The following is a 19,382-nucleotide window of genomic DNA, read 5'->3' on the forward strand; positions in this document are numbered from 1 at the left end:
AACCAGCAAAACTAAATTCCATTTAGATCGCCACCGAAACCATTGGCGTACAGGGTTGGAGTCATGGAAATGAAATTCACGATGCCTGATTACACAAGGCTGTGAATTTGTAAATTCAGTTTCGAAGATGCCGAGAAGGGCGTTTTTGAGATCGCTAGAAGCGCCTTGCTTCGCCATCGAAGCCCTGGGGGATCACTGGGTCCAGGTGGGTGGCGAGCTGAAATTATTCAAACACATCAACCACTTGGAGTCGATGCGCCTGTGAAATAGGTCACAGGTCAATTGCAGCTCTATTCACAATTGATGGGCGCGCCCAGATTGCATCGGCATTCACAATTGTTAACTTTGGAAGACTTGCCGTGACATTTTCACGGAACCAAAGGCGATTGAAAGAGGCGGATCACGGAGGCGTGATTGGTTTTGTAAACATTTGGAAAATAATATGAACGTGGTAAATGGCTCATGAATGTGGCTCGCAAAGAGTTCACTTGCGTGAGGTCAAGAGCGGGCATCGGAGGCAGTCGTCGCCGGTGCCGATGTGTCAGTGGTGTGCTGCAAGTGGCTGGGAAATGGCGTCGACGCCAATTCGCGAGGCCACAGGTCAAGTCGGTTGATCTCTGTGCTGCCTCGGTCTGGCTTTGAAGTTGTTTTTAGGAGTTGTCTATGTCTATCGGAAGTTCGAATTCATTCATGTCGCCGGCTGTCCGGCTGACCGTTCGCCTCGGCCTCGGCCTGGGGCTCGGCGTGGCCCTGACCCTGGGGTTGGGCGGCCTGGCCGCTGCGCAGGGCACGCAGGTCGCGCCCACGCCCACCGAGGCTGCGCAGAAGAAGACCGTGGCGGTCGTGCTCACGCAAGCCAAGGTCGTCAAGGACGCACAGGGCAAGGAGCAACTGGTGGCGGCCGATTCGGTCAAGCCGGGTGACGTGCTGGAGTACACGGCGACCTACACCAACCACACGGGCAAGAGCGTGACGGGGCTCGTGGCCAACCTGCCGATTCCTGAAGGCCTCGAGTACCTGCCGAAGACGGCCAAGCCCGGCGCGACGCTGGTCAAGGTTGCGACCAAGGACGGCGCGTTCGCTGCCGAGCCGCTGGCGCGCACCGTCAACGGCAAGTCGGAGCCGGTTCCGTACAACGAGTACCGCTCGCTGCGATGGACGCTGGGCCAGCTGCCCGCCAATGGCGTGACCGCGGTGACCGCACGCGCCAAGGTCGAGGTGGTTGTGCCGCCCGCACCCGTGGCTGCTGCTGCAACTGCCGCACCGCTGAAGGTCGCGCGCACAGCGCCCTGAGTTTCCCGTGCTGACCACGGTCGTCGGCGGCACTGAGCTGCCCTGACGGCCGGTTCTCTTTTTTCAAAACCCCGTTGGTTTTTCCATTGCCGGTTTCCGTTCGCGGAAATCCCCGGCCGGGGTGAGTTCGTCCTTTTTTTGACCTTTTTGACCCCAACCCGAGGAGAAACCCAAGTGACCCCAACCTTGTCTGCCCGTCGCACCGGCCCCGCGCCGCGCGCGCTCTGGGCGGGCGCAGCAGCCCTCGCGCTGAGCTTCCTGTTTGGAAGTTCCGGCGCGCTCGCTGCGGCTCCACCCGCCAACACCATCATCGGTAACCAGGCTTCGGCCACCTACCTGGACCCCAACGGCGCCAGCCAACTGGCCACCTCCAACCTCGTGCAGACGACGGTTCAACAGGTCGGCTCGTTCAACCTGGACACCTACACCTCCGTGACGACCAACGTGGTCAACACGAAGACCGGCGCTGCAGGCACGACCGTGTACGCACCGCACGTGCTGACCAACACCGGCAACGGCAGCGACACCTTCACGTTCACCGTGACCGCGCCGGCCAGCCCGAACGGTTTCACAAAGGTCGAGGTGTTCGCCGACGCGAATGCCGACGGCGTGCCTGACAGCACGACCGCGCTGTGCTCGGTCGTTCCGGGTGCGGTCTGTACCGTCCCGGCCCAGACCGTGGCCGGCAACAACGGCACGTTCCCGTTCGTCGTCGCGTACTCGATCCCGAGCACCGCTTCGTCGGGCACGTTCACCTCGCCGGTCGCAGCGACCATCACGGCCACCGCAGGCACGCCGGCGCTGTACCCGGCTGCCAACCTGACGGCAGCCGACGTCGACCACGTGAACCTCACGGACAAGGCGGCCTTCAATGCCACCAAGAGCCTGAGCGTTCCGTCGGTCGGCTGGTCCGCCAACGGCGGCACCTGGCCCGCGGCGTCGGTGAGCGGTCCCCGCTCGGTCGCCGGTTGCGCCGCCACCGTGGCAGGCGCGACCGCGCCGGCCGCAGGCTGCGTCTACACCACCTACACGTTGAAGTTCAACAACACGGGTGGTGCGGCTGGCCGGTTCGCCTTGACCGACGCGCTGCCTGCGGGCTTCACGTACGTGCCCGGTTCCGCGGTCTGGAGCAACGCCCCCGGCGTCGCGCTCACGGATGCGGCAGCGGGCGACACGGCTGGGATCGATTTCAGCGCCGCTGGAAACGCCCTGACCGTGGTCGTGAACACGCTGCAGCCGAACGTCACGCAGACGGTGAGCTTCGTGGTGATGGTCAATGACACGGCGGCCATCGGCACGTCGACCACGACCAACACGGCCAAGTACAACCCTGTCGACGCACCGGGTGCCACCTCCACGACCCCGGGCACGACGGGTTCGCCGACCAACCCGGCGAGCTACAACGTCATCGGCACCTTCGGCATCATCCTGGGCTCGGCTGACGCCAGCGCCAGCGTCACGGCGTCGAAGGACACCGGCGTGGGCAACCCCAACACGAGCGCGGCCGACACCACGGCCGTCGCCAGTGCAGGGGCAGGCACCACGGTGAAGTTCACGCAGACCGCGTTCAACACCGGCAATGCCACGGACGTCGTGAACCTCACGGTGGCTGCAGGCAGCACGTTCCCGGCGGGCACGACCTTCAAGTTCTTTGCCGCCGACGGCCTCACGCCGTTGATCGACAACAACAGCGACGGTGTTCCCGACACCGGTCCGATCGCGGCCAACGGCAGCGTTCAGTTCGTGCTGGCGGCCACGCTGCCGGCCTCGGCAACGCCGGGCGCGGGCGGCACGGCGATCGTCACCGGTACCTCGACGGGCGATGCCACGAAGACGGAATCGACGCGCGACACGCTGACGAACGTCACGGGCGTGCTGGTCGACCTGACCAACACCACCGGCGGTAGCAACGACGCGCTCAAGGGTGACCTGGGCACGGGTCCGAGCGTGCAGCCGACGACCGTGAACTCGACGCCGGCCGGCACGGGCACGATCTTCACGCTGTTCGTGAAGAACAACGACTCGACGGCCAATACCTACAGCCTGGCGGCCAGCCAGAGCAACAGCTTCCCGGGCAGCCTGCCTGCGGGCTGGACCGTCAAGTTCGTGGCGGCGGGAACGACCTGCACGGGCGCAGCGCTCACCACGGTGGCTGTCGCCGGCAACGCGCAAGCGCCCGTCGATGCCTGCGTGACGCCGCCTGCCTCGCAGACGCCGGTCACCGGCCAGGCGATCTACTTCCAGGTGCGTTCGACCATCGCGACCTCCACGGGCGTGGTGGCCATCGACACGAAGATGGACGCAGTGACCGTGACCACGGCCAACACCTTCGGCGCGACCCTCACGCCGAACAACAACGGCCAGGTCGCTCCCGGCGGCTCGGTGGTGTATGCCCACACGGTGACCATCACCGGCGCGCAAAGCTGCGGCACGAAGTACAACGTCACGGCCACGCTGCCCGCAGCCGACGTGACGGCTGGCTGGACCACAGCGCTGTACGTCGACGTGAACGGCGACGGCCAGATCGACGGCGGCGACACGCTGGTGACGAACGGCACGGTCACACCGACCCCGCCGTCCTCCGGCACCGCGCTGGACAGCGGCAAGACCCAGAAGCTGCTCGTCAAGGTGTTCGCACCGGGCGGCGCCACGGCAGGCGCCACCGACACCGCCACGGTGACGGTGACCTTCCCTGACGTTGCAGCCTGCGGTACGCCGACGGCCACCGACATCACCACGGTCATCACCGGCCAGATGCGCCTCGTGAAGACGCAGGCGCTGGACGTGAACTGCGATGGCACCGAGGTCCCGACCTCGTCGGCCCCGCTGGTCGCCAAGCCCGGTGAGTGCCTCGTGTACCGCGTCGTTGCGACCAATGAAGGTTCCGCTCCGGTGACCAACATGTCGATCAACGACGCCGTGCCGGCCTACACCACCTTCACCGGTGCAACGCAGCCGCCGGCCGCCACCCAGTGCACGTCCACCGGCGTGACCGGTACGGCCCTGGCCTACAGCAGCACCGCCACCACCGTGGCCTGCGGCAGCACAAGCAACACCGTTGCGCCTGGCGGCAGCGCCACGCTGCTGTTCTCCGTGAAGGTCAACAACTGAGCTTCGCCTGAGTGAAGCAGAGGAGTCGACGGGCGACAGCCCGTCGGCGCCCTCGCACAGGGCACACAAGCCCGTGCGTTTTCCTTTGCGCCTTCCCTCTGTCTTTTCGAGGCGAGGGCGCAAACGAAAAAGTTCTTTCGTTTCTTCTGATCCCCACGCGGTGATCGATCAAGGGTTTCGCGGCATGCAGTTCACTTTCAATCCCGAAGGCACACGCCTGCGCTCATGGCGCGGATGGATGGGTGCACTCGTGGCGGGCGCTGCGCTGCTGCTCGGCGCTGCCACGCAAGCGAACGCCGCACCGGCACCCGCCGGCATCGTGATCCGCAGCATCGCCACGGGCACGTACGTACCCAACGGCCTGGCGCAGACCGAGACGATCTCGTCCAACGAAGTGATCGCCACGGTGTTGCCCGTGGAGGCCCTGGTGCTCACGCAGGACCAGTCGCTGTCGCGCCCGCCGGCAAGCATCGTCACGCTGAGCCACCTGCTCACCAACACCGGCAACGTCGCTTCCACCTATACCCTCACGCTGGCCAACAACGCGGGCGGCTGCGCAGCTGACACGCTGGACCTGTCTGCACTGCGCGTGGTGCGCGACACCAACAACAACGGCGTGGTCGATCCGGCCGATCCGGTGGTGCAACTCAACGCGGCGGGTGCCATCTCTCTCAAGCCCGGCGAGACCGCTGCACTGCTGGTGCAGGGCACGATCCCCACGGCTGCGACCGGCGTGGCCTGCGTGGGCCTGACGGCTACCACCGCGCTGCAAGGGCTCGTGGCCACCAACCGCGACACCGTCACCGTCGGCAACGCCGCCGCGCTGCAGCTCGTCAAGTCCGCCAGCTACCCCGGCAACGTCATCCCCGGCCAGACGCGCATCGACTTCTCCGTCTCGGGCACCAACATCGGCGCGCAGGACGCGCAGCCGTCCAACGTCATCGCCCCGACCAACACGCCTTTGTTGGTCAACGGTGCACCCACCGCATTGGTCCTCGTGCGCGACCCCGTGCCCGCCGGCACCCAGTACGTGCCCGGCACCCTGCGAACGACCGCGGCCAACGCCGTCAAGCTGTACCGCCTGGCCGCCGACCCTGCGTTCAGCTACCGCACGGCAGAAGATGCTTCCGCTGTCGAAGTGGCCATCGGCATCTCCACGCCCGTGGCGCGCAACGTGTCCATCGCGATGCAGTTCGCCGTCAAGGTCAACGCCGACCAGGTCGGCGAGATCCGCAACACCGCGCACAGTGCCTACAACGACGGCACCGGCCCGGCCACCGTGCCTTCGAACACCATCGTCATCAGCTCCAGCCAGGCGCGCATCGGCGTGGCCAAGTCGGCCTCGACCCCGCGTGTGAACCGCAGCGCCGACGGCAAGACCGATGGCACCGCCACCGTGCGCTTCAGCGTCAACGTGCGCAACTACGGCACGTCGTGGCTGTACGGCGTGCAGGCCGTCGACGTGATGGAAGGCGCAGGCGCCACGCAGTTCGGTGCCTACAGCACGGGCGATGCACGCAGCGCCAACCAGTACACCATCGTGCCCGGCTCGATCGTCATCGCACCGGCTCCGAGCGGCGGCACCATCGCAGCAGCGAACCCCGCCTTCAAAGGCACCGCCGCCGCCTCGAACCTGCTGGCCGACGGCGCCGTGCTGCCCGCGGGCGCACAGCTGACGGTGCAGTTCGATGCCCGCATCAACTTCACCGGCCGCACCGGCACCTTATTCAACACCGTCAAGGCCTCGGGCGCATTGAATGCCGGCGGCCCGCCTGTGGCCCTGGACGATTCGGTCAACGGCGACAACCCCGACGCCGACGGCGACGGCAACCCCAACAACGACACCTCGCCCACGCCGGTGTCGACCCAGCTGCCCACGCTCACGCTGACCAAGCAGGCCTCCATCGCACGGCGCGTGTCTCCGGGTGTCTACGAGCTGGACTACACCTTCAAGGTCACCAACACCGGCGCCGTCGCCGCACCCAACGTGCGCGTGATCGACAACCTGAACTGCACCTTCGACATGGACAAGAGCAGTGGCCAGGTTGCATCCTGGGAACTGCTGGGCCCCCCGAAGGCCGCCAACGGCAACCTCAATGCCGCCACCGGCTTCACCGGCCGCGCCACCTGCAACAGAAGCACGCAAGACAGCGCCGACCCCTTCCAGCTGCCCACCGAAGTGGCGCTGAGCCTGACGGACGGCGCCCGCGCATTGGCCCCCGGCCAGAGCGAGCAGATCCGTTTGAGCGTGCGCGTCACCGAGAAGGCATCGGCCATCGGCGGGCGCGTCTCGCTCACCAACAAGGCCTGGGCTGCTGCCTTCGAGCAGAACACCGTCAACGTCACGCCCACGATGCTGGTGGCTGCCACCGCCACCTCGGTGCAGTCGCTGCTGGTCGATCCCCAAGGCACGGTCTACAACGCATTGACGCGTCAACCCGTAGCCGGCGCGCTGGTCACCTACACGCGCCAGTCGTGCAGCAGCGGCACGGCCGGTCCCATCACCGTCGCAGAGATCTACGGCGCCGATTCAGGCACCTACACGCTCAACCCCAACGGCAGCATCTCCATGACCACGGGCGCCGATGGCGCCTACCAGTTCTATCTGCAGACGCCGCCCGTGACGGGCCTGTGCACCTACGCGATCTCGGTCACGCCCCCCGCAGGCAGCGGCTACGTCTACCCCTCGCAACTGATCCCCGTGACCGGCGGTTCCTTCACCAGTTGCGGCGCCGTCGTTCCCAGCGCCGTGCCCCCGAAGGACGCCGACCCGACCAGCTACTACTTCCAGGTGCAGGCCGGTGCCAAGCCCGATGGTTCGCCCTGCGACGCTGTGCACAACCACATCCCGCTGGACCCGGGCAACATCCTGGGCCTGGTGCTGCGCAAGGACGGCAGCAAGCGCCAAGTGGAGTTCGGCGACTTCATCGACTACGCACTCACGGTCACCAACAAGACCGGCTTCCCCGTCACCGGCGTGACCTTCAACGACACGCTGCCCCCGGGCTTCGCGTATGTGGCCAACAGCGTGCGACTCAATGGGCAAGTGGTGCCCAACCCCGCAGGCGGCGCTGGCCCGGGATTGATCTTCAATTACCCCGCGCTGGTCATTGCGCCCGATCAGTCGGCCATGGTGCGCTACCGCGTGCGCATCGGCGTGGGCGCGCCCACCAATGGCGACGCCATCAACCGCGCCCGCGCCACCTCGGGCCCGATCCAGTCGAACCTGGCCAACTGGACCGTGCGTGTGACGGGCGGTGTGTTCTCCGACGACGCCTTCGCCTTCGGCAAGGTCTATCTGGACTGCAAGCGTGATGGGAAGCAAGAAGGCGCCGACGAGATCGGCGTGCCGGGCGTGCGCCTGTACATGGAAGACGGCACCCACGTCGTCACCGACATCGAAGGCAAGTGGAGCCTGTATGGCCTGAAGCCCGTGACCCACGTGCTGCGCCTGGACCAGACCACGCTGCCCCTGGGCGCCAGGCTCGAAGTGCTCGACAACCGCAACTCGGGCACGCCCGAGAGCCGCTTCGTCGACCTGAAGAAGGGCGAGTTCCACAAGGCCAACTTCATCATCACGAACTGCGACGACAAGGCCGTGATCGCCGAGGTGGCTGCTCGCCGCGCCGCCATCGCTGCGCGCCCCGACACCGAGGCCGAAGCGCAAGTGCGCCTGCGCCTGGACCCCGAAGGCAAGGTTGTGCCTGTGGGCGACGTACGCGGTCTGCCGGCGACGGGCCAGGCATTGGCCAGCGGCAGCACCGGCGCAGTGCAGACCACCTCTGCACCGCTGATCGCACTGCCCGTGGCCCCGGCCAACGCCAGCAGCTTCGTGAGCGGCGGTGGCGGCAGCATGGGCGGCACGCTCGGTGTGCAACCTGCGGCGCCGCTGGATGGAACCGTCCCTGCGATCCCGACCGGCAGCCTGTTCTCGCCGCTGAGCGGCCTGCCCACCTCGGGCCTGGCGTCCTCGCCGACAGGCAGCTCCGCCACCGGTGTCGGCTCTCAAACCATGCGTCCCATCGGCATGGGCGGCGCGATGCTGGAACCGCGCACCAACCCGCTGCTCCCTCAAGCAGCTCCCAGCCCGATCGAACTCGAGACCCTGCTGCCCCAGCTCGAGAACAACACCCTGGCCTTCATCGGCCTGAAGGACCGCGACACCGTCGCCGGCCAGTCGATCAACGTGCGCGTCAAGGGCACAGCCGGCACCAGCCTGCGCCTGAGCGTCAACGGCACTGCATTGGAAGAGCGCCGCGTCGGCAAGAAGACGCAACTGGCGTCCAAGAACATTGCGGCCTGGGAGTACATCGGCGTCGCCCTGCGCCCCGGTGTGAACACCCTCAAGCTCGAAGCCGTCGACGGCTTCGGCAACGTGCGTTCCTCGGCCGACGAGATCACCGTCATCGCCCCCGACAAGCTCGGTGCCATCGAGGTCGACCTGCCCGAGGTGGCCCGCGCCGACCTGCGCACGCCTGTCGTCGTCAAGGTGCGCCTGATCGACGCAGCCGGCGTGCCCGTCACCGCCCGCACCCAGCTCACGCTGGAGAGCGACCGCGGCCGCTGGATGGCCGAAGACCTGAACCCCACCGAACCGGGCACGCAGGTCTTCATGGACGGCGGAAGCGCCGAGTTCCAGTTGATGCCCCCGGGCGAACCCGGCGATGCGCGCCTGCGCGTGAGCGCCGGCACCTTCGTCAAGGAAGTGCGCCTGGCGCTTCTGCCCGAGATGCGCCCCATGATCGGCGTGGGCATCGTCGAAGGCGTGCTGGACTTCACCAAGCGCGGCAAGCTGCCCATCGGCGCCATGCCCGCCGGTGCCGCGTTCGAAGCTGAACTGACTGGCCTCAAGGACGAGGGCACCAACAGCCGCGCTGCGGGTCGCGCCGCCTTCTTCTTCAAGGGCACCGTCAAGGGCGAGTACCTGCTCACCGCCGCCTTCGACTCCGACAAGACCCGCAAGGACCGCCTGTTCCGCGACATCCGTCCCGACGAGTTCTATCCCATCTACGGCGACTCGGCCGTCAAGGGCTTCGACGCCCAGAGCACGCAAAAACTCTACGTGCGCATCGACAAGAACCGCTCGTACCTGCTGTACGGCGACTTCACCACCGCCAGCAGCACCGAGGTGCGCAACCTCAGCCAGAGCAACCGCTCGCTCACGGGCTTGAAGCACGTGTACGAAGACGAGAACGTGCGCGCCACCAGCTATGTCTCGCGCACCGCGCAAACGCAACAGGTGGAAGAGTTCCGCGCGCTGGGCACCTCGGGCCCGTACTACCTGAGCGCCAGCAACGGCGAGTTCGTGGACAACAGCGAGCAGATCGAGATCGTGGTGCGCGACCGCAACCAGCCCAACATCGTGCTGCAGCGCACGGCCGTGGCGCGCTTCGTGGACTACACGGTGGAGCCGCTCACGCGCCGCGTTCTCTTCACGCACGCCATCGCGTCCATCGATGCGAACCTGAACCCGCAATCGATCCGCGTCACCTATGAAGTTGATTCGGGCGGCCCCAAGTTCACCGTGGCCGGCACCGACGTGCAGGTCAAGATTGACGACCGTCTGCAGCTGGGCGTGGTGGCTTCCACCGACGAGAACCCACAGAACAAGCGCAGGCTGATGGCGCTCACGGGCGTGGCGCGCATCGGCCAGAACACCAGCGTGGCGGCCGAGCTGGTCAAGACGGATTCGGACGACAAGGGCACCGGCCATGGGGCCCGCGTGGAAGCGCGCTACCAGGACGAGAAGCTGGCCGTGGTGGCCCTGGCGGCCAAGACCAGCACCGGCTTCGACAACCCTGGCGCGAGCTTCTCGGCGGGCCACACCGAAGCCTCGGCCCGTGCCGAGTACCGCGTCGACCCGACCCTGGCCGTGCGCGGCGAGGTGCTCTACAGCAAGGATGCCCTGCAGACCCAAGGTGACGAGCGCAAGGGCGCCACCGTGAGCGTGCAGAAGAAGCTCAGCGACAAGACCGTGGCCGAGGTGGGCCTGCGCCACGGCCAGAGCAACAACGCGCTGGGTTCGAGCTCGGGCTTCGACTACGGCCAGATCTCCACCTACAACGGCCAGATGGGCAGCAGCATCGGTGCCAACAGCGTGACGACCCTGGGCGCAGCCGCCGCAGCCGCGGGTGTGGACACCCAGAGCCAGACGACCGTGCGCGCGCGCCTGTCGACCGAAGTGCCCGGCGTGGCCGGTGCGCAGGTCTTCGTCGAAGGCGAGCAGGACATCAAGGACGGCAAGCGCCACGTGCTGGCCATCGGCGGCAACTACGCCATCACCGACAAGACGCGCGTCTACGGCCGCTACGAGCTGATCTCGACCCTGAACGGTCCCTACGAGCTGGACAGCACGCAGCGCAACAACACGGGCATCGTCGGCATCGAGAGCAACTACATGGAGGGCGGGCGCGTCTACAACGAGTACCGCATCGCCGACGGCGCCGAGGGGCGCGGGGTGCAGGCGGCCATCGGGGTGCGCAACACCGTCAAGATCAACGAGCAGATCCGCGTGACCGGGGGCATCGAGCACACGCGCGACATGAGCGGCTACAGCAACAGCGTGAACAGCGGCACGGGCTATGCCGGTGGGCTGGGCGAATCCACCGCGATCACCAGCGGCGTCGAGTACATCACCGACCGGGTCAAGGCCTCGGGCGTGTACGAAGCCCGCCGCGGGGACGACGCGAACACGCGCCTGTTCAGCGCAGGATTCGGCTTCAAGCTCGATGCGTCCTGGAGCCTGCTGGCGCGCAGCATCGTGAGCGACAGCGAGGGGCAGGGCACGAACGCGGGCAACGAGCGTCACCTGCAGCGCCACCAGATCGGCATCGCGTACCGGCCGGTGGACGACGACACCTGGAATGCGCTGGCGCGCTACGAGCGTCGCTCGGAGAACGTGGTCGGTGCGGGCAATGCAGCAGGGTCGCTGCAGGGCAGCAGTGTCTTCGGGGCCGACAACGGTGCGAGCCTGCCGGGCAAGACGAGCGCAGACATCGTCTCGGCGCATCTGAACTACAACCCCGAGCCGGGCAAGGCGGTGATGGCGCGCTACGCCTTCAAGCTCAGCCGCGCGGACGACGGATCGCTCGCCAGCAAGTACTGGGCGCACCTGGTGCAGGCGCGCTACACGCAGGACATCAACCAGGACTGGGACTTCGGGGTGCAGGCCGGTGTGCTGTACGGCAAGGGCGGCGGGCTGCAGAAGACGCTGGGCGTGGAGCTGGGCTACCAGGTGCAGAAGAACATGTGGGTGTCGGCGGGCTACAACTTCGTGGGGTTGAACGACCGCGACCTGACCGCCAACGAGTACACGAGCAAGGGCGCCTATGTGCGCCTGCGCTTCAAGTTCGATGAGACGCATCTGGGGTTTGCTTCGGCGGGCGCGGAGGTGAATGCGAAGGCGGGCAAAACCGAGAAGGCTGTAGCAGCAGTGGAAGTCGCACCGCTGCCGGCACGCACCGTGCTGCAGGCCGAAGCGCTCTTCGAGCCCACGAAGTCCTTCATCAAGCCGCAGGCGCATGACACGCTGAACACGCTGGCTGCACAGATCAAGGCGACCGAGGCTGAAGTGGTGATCCACATCAGCCATGCCGATGCGCAAGGCAGTGCCGATGATCGACTGCAGCTGATCGCGCAGCGGACCAACGCGGTGCGCAGCTACCTGATCGGGCACGGCGTGGATGTGCTGCGCCTTCGCACCGATACCAAAGAAGACACACCGCCCGTCGCGGGCGATGACCACAGCGCCAAGAGCCGCTGGGTCGTGATCGCCGCCGCCGCGCAAGAACCCCGCTGAACGAGACCATGATGCAAAGCAGAACGAGAAACGACGCGGGCGGGATGGCGGTGCTTGGCGGCATGTTGAAAGGCGTGTTCGCCACGGCGGCGTTGTGGCTGCTCGCCATGACGGGCGCGCAGGCTGCAGTCACCTCATGTACGCCGCAGGCCGGCTTCAACACCTGCGTGGCCTTCACCCATTCGGGCGCGGCACAGACCTTCACGGTGCCGGCGGGCGTGTCGTCGGCGCGCGTCACGATGTGGGGCGCAGGCGGTGGTGGCTCGCTGACGGCAGGCGGCAATTCGGCCAACGGTGGCGCCGGTGGCTTCGCCGACGGGACCGTGTCGCTCACACCGGGCACCGCCATGGCGGTGACGGTGGGGCAGGGCGGGCGGAACGGGGGCACCGGCGCGACCTACGGCCGCGGCGGTGGCGGCGGCGCAGGCGCGAACGCAGGCGTCGCCGGCTCTTCCGGCGGCGGTATGAGTGCGCTGTGGAGCGGCAGCACGGAGTTTTCGGCAGCCGCCGCGCGACTGGTCGCGGGCGGTGGCGGTGGCAGCGCCTTCTGGACTGACGTCGGCAGCCCGGTGCCGGGCGGCGGCGGTGGCACCAACGGCGGGTCGTCCACCGGCACGGGCGGGCGAGGCGGTACCCAGTCCGCCGGCGGCGCGATCGGAACCCCGACGACTGCGGGGACGGCGTGCCCGGGCGGTTCCGCCGGCAGTGCCTTGCAGGGCGGCACCGGGTGTTCAGCTTCTGGGGGGACGGCTGTCCAGTACGAAGGCGGCGGCGGCGGTGGCGGCGGCTGGTTCGGCGGCGGCGGTGGCATGGCCCAGTGCAGCAACACGCCCAACCCCAGCACGGCCGGTTGTTCCTACAACGGACCGGGCGGTGGCGGCTCGGGCTTCATCGGCACGGGGGTCACCGGCGGCGTGCTCACTGCAGGGGCCAACGGGAGCTACTCGGCGAACTCCAATCCGGGCAACACGGGTGCGCCCTACCAGTCGGGTGTCGGCGTGGGCGGGTCGCGCAGTTCGTTGACCGGGGACACCGGCGGCAACGGCCTCGTGGTCATCCAGTTCAACGTGGTCACGCTGCAGCTCGCGAAGGCCTGGTCGACCGGCAGCAACACCGGTGACGTGGCGCGCATCGTCGCCACCACGGGCGGCACCAACTTCTTCGGCGCCAGCAACACCGCGACCTTCACCGCGACAGCACCCGCAGCCGGCAACAGCGGCACCGCGGTGGGCGTGAACATCGGCAACGTCATCACGCTGCCCGCCGAAACACTGACCTCGGGCACGCTGGCGAACTACAACACGGTGCTGGCGTGTACCGCCAACGGCAGCACCATGGCCAGCACGCTCAGCGGCACCAACGGACAGGTGAGCAACACGCTGACGATCGCCCTCGGCGACATCGGCAAGGCCATCGTCTGTACCTACACCAACACGCGCAAGACCGCGACCTTGCAACTGGCCAAGTCCTGGAACCCCACCAGCGTGACGGGCAACGTGGCGAACATCGGTGCCACCACGGGCGGGGCGGCCAACACCGCGGCGTTCGCGTCGACGGCACCGACGGCGAACACCAGCACGACCGTGACCGTCGCAGCGGGCAACACGATCACGTTCCCGGCAGAAACCATGGCTTCGGGCGCACTGGCGAACTACACGACCGTGTTGTCGTGTACCGCTGGTGGCGGGCCGACGGCCAACACGCTGAGTGGCACCAACGGGCAAGCGACCAACTCGCTGGTGATCGGTGCGGCCGACGAGGGCAAGGCCATCGTCTGTACCTACAAGAACACGCCGAAGACCTCCACGCTGCAACTGGCCAAGGCGTGGGGCGCGAACAGCCTCACGGGCAACGTGGCGAGCATCGGCGTGTCGTCGGGCGGCACGAACAACACCGCGGCGTTCACGACGACGGCGCCCTCGGCGGCCACCAGCGGCACGGCCGTGACCGTGGCCACGGGCAACACGATCACGCTGCCGGCCGAAACCCTGACCACGGGCACGCTGGCCAACTACAACACCGTGCTGGCGTGTACCGCGGATGGCGGCACCACGGCCAACACGCTGAGCGGCACCAACGGGCAGACCACCAACACGCTGGTGGTCGGTGCAGCCGACGCCGGCAAGGCGATCGTCTGTACCTACACCAACACGCCGAAGCCGGCGACCTTGCAGATCGCCAAGGCGTGGGGTGCGAACAGCATCACCGGCAACGTGGCGAGCCTCGGCGTGTCGTCGGGCGGCGCGAACAACACCGCCGCCTTCACCGCAACGGCGCCGACGGCCGGCAACAGCGGCACGGCCGTGACCGTGGTCGCGGGCAACACCATCACCTTCCCCGCGGAGACGATGACGACGGGGACGCTGGCCAACTACAACACGGTGCTGGCCTGCACGGCCGGTGGCGGCGCCACGGCCAACACGCTGAGCGGCACCAACGGGCAGAACACCAACACCTTGCTGATCGGCGCGGCCGACACGGGCAAGCTGATCCTCTGTACCTACACCAACACGGCGAAGCCGGCGACGCTGCAGCTGGCGAAGTCCTGGGGCGCCGGCAGCATCAGCGGCAACGTGGCGAGCATCGGCGCGAGCACGGGCGGCGCGAGCAACACCACGGCGTTCACTGCCACGGCGCCGACGGCCGGCACCAGCGGCACCGCAGTGAACGTGGTCGCGGGCAACACCATCACGCTGCCCGCAGAGACGATGCCCACGGGCACGCTCGCGAGCTACACCACGGCGCTGTCGTGTACGGCCAATGGCGGGCCCACGGCCAATGCGCCGAGCGGCACCAACGGGCAGGCAAGCAACACGCTGCTGATCGGCGCGGCCGATGCGGGCAAGGCCATCGTCTGTACCTACGCCAACACCGGCAAGCCCTCGACCCTGACCATCGCCAAGCGCTCGCTCGGCGGCACGGCCGGCTTCGACTTCACGGGCACGAACGGCGTGGCCGCGCACACCATTACCACCACCGTGGCCGGCACGGCCGTCAACGGGCCGTTGCAGACGCTGACCACGCCGGGCACGGCCACCACGGTCACCGAAACCTACACGCCGGCCACGGGCGTGCCCGACTACGTGATCACCGATGTCTCGTGCACGGGCATGGGCAGCGGCGGCACGGTGACGCGCGGAACCGCGCAAAACAAGAACCAGTTCACGCTGGATGCGGCTGCGACGGCAGCGGGTTCGAACGTCGTCTGTACGGTCACCAACGCCAAGGCGCCGACGGTGGCGCTGCGCAAGAAGTGGGTCAACGCGCTGGTCAACGATGCCTTCACGCTGACCGCTTCGGGCACGGTTCACCCGAACCACAACATCGGCTATGCCTTCAACCTGCAGGCGACGGCCAACACGCCAAACGAAACCGACACCGGCGGCCCGCAACGCGTGGCCGTGGGCGACACCGTCACCCTGTCGGAGACGCCGTTCGGCACCAACGCGGGCTCGTACACGGCCAGCGCCTGGAGCTGCACCGGCGGCGGATCGCTCAGCGGCAACCTGCTGACCCTGGGCAACGCCGATGCCGGCCTGCCGATCGTCTGCGAGATCACCAACACCGCGAAGACGGCGAACGTCACGCTGGCCAAGACCTGGTCGGGCGCGATCGTCAACGACGCGGTGAGCGTCACCGGCACGGGCCTGACCACGCTGGCCTCCATCGCCAACACGGCTGCCGAGACCGACACCGGCACGGCGCTGGCCGTTCCCGTGGGCAGCGTCATCACGCTGGCCGAGAGCTTCACCACCGGCAGCGCCGCCAACTACACGAGCGCGCTGAGCTGTACCGGCACCAGCGGCCTGTCGGGCAGCACGCTGACGGTCGGCGCGGCCGACACGGCCATCGTCTGTACCTACGTCAACACGCGCAAGACGGCGGCGGTGACGCTGTCCAAGAGCTGGAGCGGTGCCATCGCCGGCGACAAGGTCAACCTGACGGTCAGCGGCGCTGCCGCCGAAGTGACGGGCGCGACCGCCGGCACGTCGACCGCGCCGGCCACCATCACCAACGCCACGGCCACCGCGGCCAGCGGCGCCACGGTGACGCTGGCCGAAGCCTTCACGGTTGGCAGCGCGGCCAACTACACCACGACGCTGGCCTGTACCAAGGTGTCGGACGGCAGCACGGTGACGGTGACCGGCAGCGGCCTGAGCCGCACCTTCACGATGCCGTCGGACAGCGCGGTGACCTGCGGCTACACCAACACGCGCAAGGCTGCGACGTTGCAGCTGGCCAAGGCCTGGACCGCAGGCAGCACCACGGGCAACGTGGCGAGCATCGGCGCGACCACGGGCGGCGCGAGCAACACCACCGCGTTCACGGCGACGGCGCCGACAGCCGGCAACAGCGGCACCGCGGTGTCGGTGGGCGCGGGCGACACGCTCACGTTCCCGGCCGAGACGATGACCACGGGCACGCTCGCAAACTACACCACCGTGCTGTCGTGTACGGCCGATGGCGGCGCCACGGCGAACACGCTGAGCGGCACCAACGGCCAGGCGAGCAACACGCTGTTGGTCGGCGCGGGCGATGCGGGCAAGGCCATCGCCTGTACCTACACCAACACGCCTAAGACCGCCACGCTGCAATTGGCGAAGGCCTGGAACCCCAACAGCATCACCGGCAACGTGGCAAGCATCGCCGCGAGCACGGGCGGATCGAACAACACCACGGCCTTTACCGCGACGGCGCCCACGGGTGCGAACAGCGGCACCGCCGTGAGCGTGCAGGCAGGCAACACGATCACGCTGCCGGCCGAGACGATGGCGCCGGGCACGCTCGCCAACTACACCACCGTGCTCGCGTGTACGGCCGGCGGCGGTGCCGCGGCCAACGCGCTGAGCGGCACCAACGGGCAGGTGAGCAACACGCTGCTGGTCGGCGCAGGCGACGCCGGAAAGGCCATCGTCTGCACCTACACCAACACGCCGAAGACCGTCACCGTGCAACTGCGCAAGGCCTGGAGCGCGGACAGCACGAGCGGCGATGTGGCCAGCATCGGTGCCACCTCGGGCGGCAGCAGCAACACGACCCTGTTCACCGCGACCGCACCCACCGCCGGCAACAGCGGCACGGCGGTGGCGATGGTCGTCGGCGGCACGCTCACGCTGCCCGCCGAGACGATGACCACGGGCTCGATCGCCAGCTACAGCACCGCGCTTGCATGTACGGCCGACGGCGGTGCGACGACGAACCCGCTGAGCGGCACCAACGGCCAGGTGAGCAACACGCTCGCGATCGACGCAGCCGACGCCAACAAGGCCATCGTGTGTACCTACACGAACGCGAAGAAGACCGTCACCCTGCAGGTGCGCAAGGCCTGGGGCGCGAACAGCGAGACGGGCAACGTCGCGAGCATCGGCGCGACCACGGGCGGGGCCAACAACACGGCGCTGTTCACCGCGACCGCGCCCACGGCCGGCAACAGCGGCGCGGCGGTGGTGGCAGCGGTCGGCAACACCATCACCTTCCCCGCGGAAACGATGACCACGGGCACGCTGGCGAACTACACGACCGTGCTGTCGTGTACCGCCGATGGCGGCGCCACGGCCAACGCGCTGAGCGGCACCAACGGCCAGGCCAGCAACACGCTGGTGATCGGCGCGGGCGATGCCGGCAAGGCCATCGTCTGTACCTACAGCAACAACCGACTGCCGACGGTGCAGATCCGCAAGCAGGCGCTGGGCGGCACGGGCACCTTCTCGTTCAGCGGCACCAACGGCTTCGGCGCGGACAGCATCAACGTCTCGGTGTCGGGCTCGACGGTGGTGGGCACGATCAAGACGCTGACGACGGCGAACACGCAGACCGTGCTGACCGAAGTCGCGGCCTCGATGCCCGGGGGCTTCGCGTTCTCGGGCGCGACCTGCACAGGCCTGGCGGGCGGGGCGACGGCCGCTGTCGATCTGGTGGCGGGCACCGTCACGCTGCCCGCGGCCGGGCTGACGAACGGCACCGCCGTGGTCTGTACCTTCACCAACACGCTCGCCGCCATCGTGAGCGGTCGCGTGTTCCTGGACAACGGCATCGGCGGCGGCACGGCCAACGATGGCATCGTCAATGGCGGTGAAGGCCCGCTCGCGGGCGTGAGCGTGCGACTGACCAACTGCGGCGCGACCGTGTACGCGAGCGCGCTGACGGACGCGTCGGGCGGCTACAGCCTGAGCGTGTCGGCTGGCACGGCCACGGGTTCGGCGATGTGCGTGGAAGAAACGAACCCGGGCACGCGCGTGTCGACGGGCGCATCGGTGGGCAACGTTGCGTTGCCGTCAGGCTCGGCCGTCGCTGCAGCGGGTGGTACCTACACCTACACGCGCACCGGCACGCCCGACCGCATCGCCTTCAGCTGGAACGGCACGGGCCACAGCAACCTGAACTTCGGCGACGTCGACAACAGCGCGTTCGCCACCGACGGCGCCAAGACCGGCTTGCCGGGCAGCACCGTGACCTACGCCCACACCTTCACGGCCGGCACTGCTGGGCAGGTGCGCTTGAGCGTGGCGAGCGAGACGGCCACGCCGGCCATCACCGGCTGGACGACGAAGATCTTCGCGGACGTGGGTTGCACCGGCAGCCTGCAGGCCGGCGCCGCGCAGCTGTACCCGCCAAGCGCGGCGGCCACGCCCGTGGTGTTCGCAGGCAAGGTCTGCGTGATCGTGCAGGAGTTCATTCCTGCCACGGCACCGCTGGGTTCGAGCAACAAGGCGACGATCCGCGCCGACTTCACCTATACCAACGCGGCGCCATCGCTCAGCGGCAGCTTCACGCTCGACGACCTCACGACGGTGTCGGGCGTGGCGCTGGAATTGAAGAAGGAAGTGCGCAACATCACGCAAAGCGGCACCTTCGGCGTGAACAACCAAGCCAAGTCGGGCGAGACGCTCGAGTACCGTATCACCTACACGAACAACGGCGATGCGCCCATTCGCAGCATGGTCGTGAACGACATGACGCCGGGCTACACGACCTTCGTGAGTGCAACGACGGGCACCACGCCGGCGTCGCTGACGGGCTGTGTGAAGAACACGCCTGCGAATGCGCCGCCGGCCGGCGCGGTGGCCTGCACCACGGTTCAACCCGTAGGCGGTACGGGCGCGATCGACTGGCGCTTCACCGGCACGGTCGAGCCGGGCGGCACGGGCTTCGTGCTGTTCCAGGTGAAGGTCGACTGACG

At 67.8% G+C, this 19,382-nt stretch carries 4 protein-coding genes; all 4 read left to right on the forward strand.

What is annotated here, in order from left to right; all coding sequences use genetic code 11:
- The first annotated feature begins 690 nt into the window (after window positions 1-690).
- Window positions 691-1,293 (forward strand): DUF11 domain-containing protein, encoded by a 603-nt coding sequence (locus IG196_RS09185; RefSeq protein ID WP_192195896.1) that lies wholly within the window; start codon window positions 691-693, stop codon window positions 1,291-1,293.
- Between the two features lie 174 nt (window positions 1,294-1,467).
- On the forward strand, window positions 1,468-4,404 hold the full coding sequence (locus IG196_RS09190; RefSeq protein ID WP_192195897.1) for a DUF11 domain-containing protein: 2,937 nt from the start codon (window positions 1,468-1,470) through the stop codon (window positions 4,402-4,404).
- Between the two features lie 238 nt (window positions 4,405-4,642).
- Entirely contained in the window at window positions 4,643-12,202 is a 7,560-nt protein-coding gene (locus tag IG196_RS09195; RefSeq protein ID WP_192196964.1) for an OmpA family protein, read from the forward strand.
- Window positions 12,203-12,213: 11 nt separating this feature from the next.
- Window positions 12,214-19,380, forward strand: coding sequence for a hypothetical protein (locus tag IG196_RS09200; RefSeq protein WP_192195898.1), 7,167 nt, complete (start codon window positions 12,214-12,216; stop codon window positions 19,378-19,380).
- Window positions 19,381-19,382 lie beyond the last annotated feature (2 nt).

Source organism: Variovorax sp. 38R (assembly GCF_014843395.1).
GTDB lineage: Bacteria > Pseudomonadota > Gammaproteobacteria > Burkholderiales > Burkholderiaceae_C > Variovorax > Variovorax paradoxus_H.

Bases quoted from the DNA above. Each gene is read 5' to 3' on its own strand.
- IG196_RS09185 (WP_192195896.1), top strand. From the start codon at position 691: ATGTCGCCGGCTGTCCGGCTGACCGTTCGCCTCGGCCTCGGCCTGGGG.
- IG196_RS09195 (WP_192196964.1), top strand. From the start codon at position 4,643: ATGGGTGCACTCGTGGCGGGCGCTGCGCTGCTGCTCGGCGCTGCCACG.
- IG196_RS09200 (WP_192195898.1), top strand. From the start codon at position 12,214: ATGCAAAGCAGAACGAGAAACGACGCGGGCGGGATGGCGGTGCTTGGC.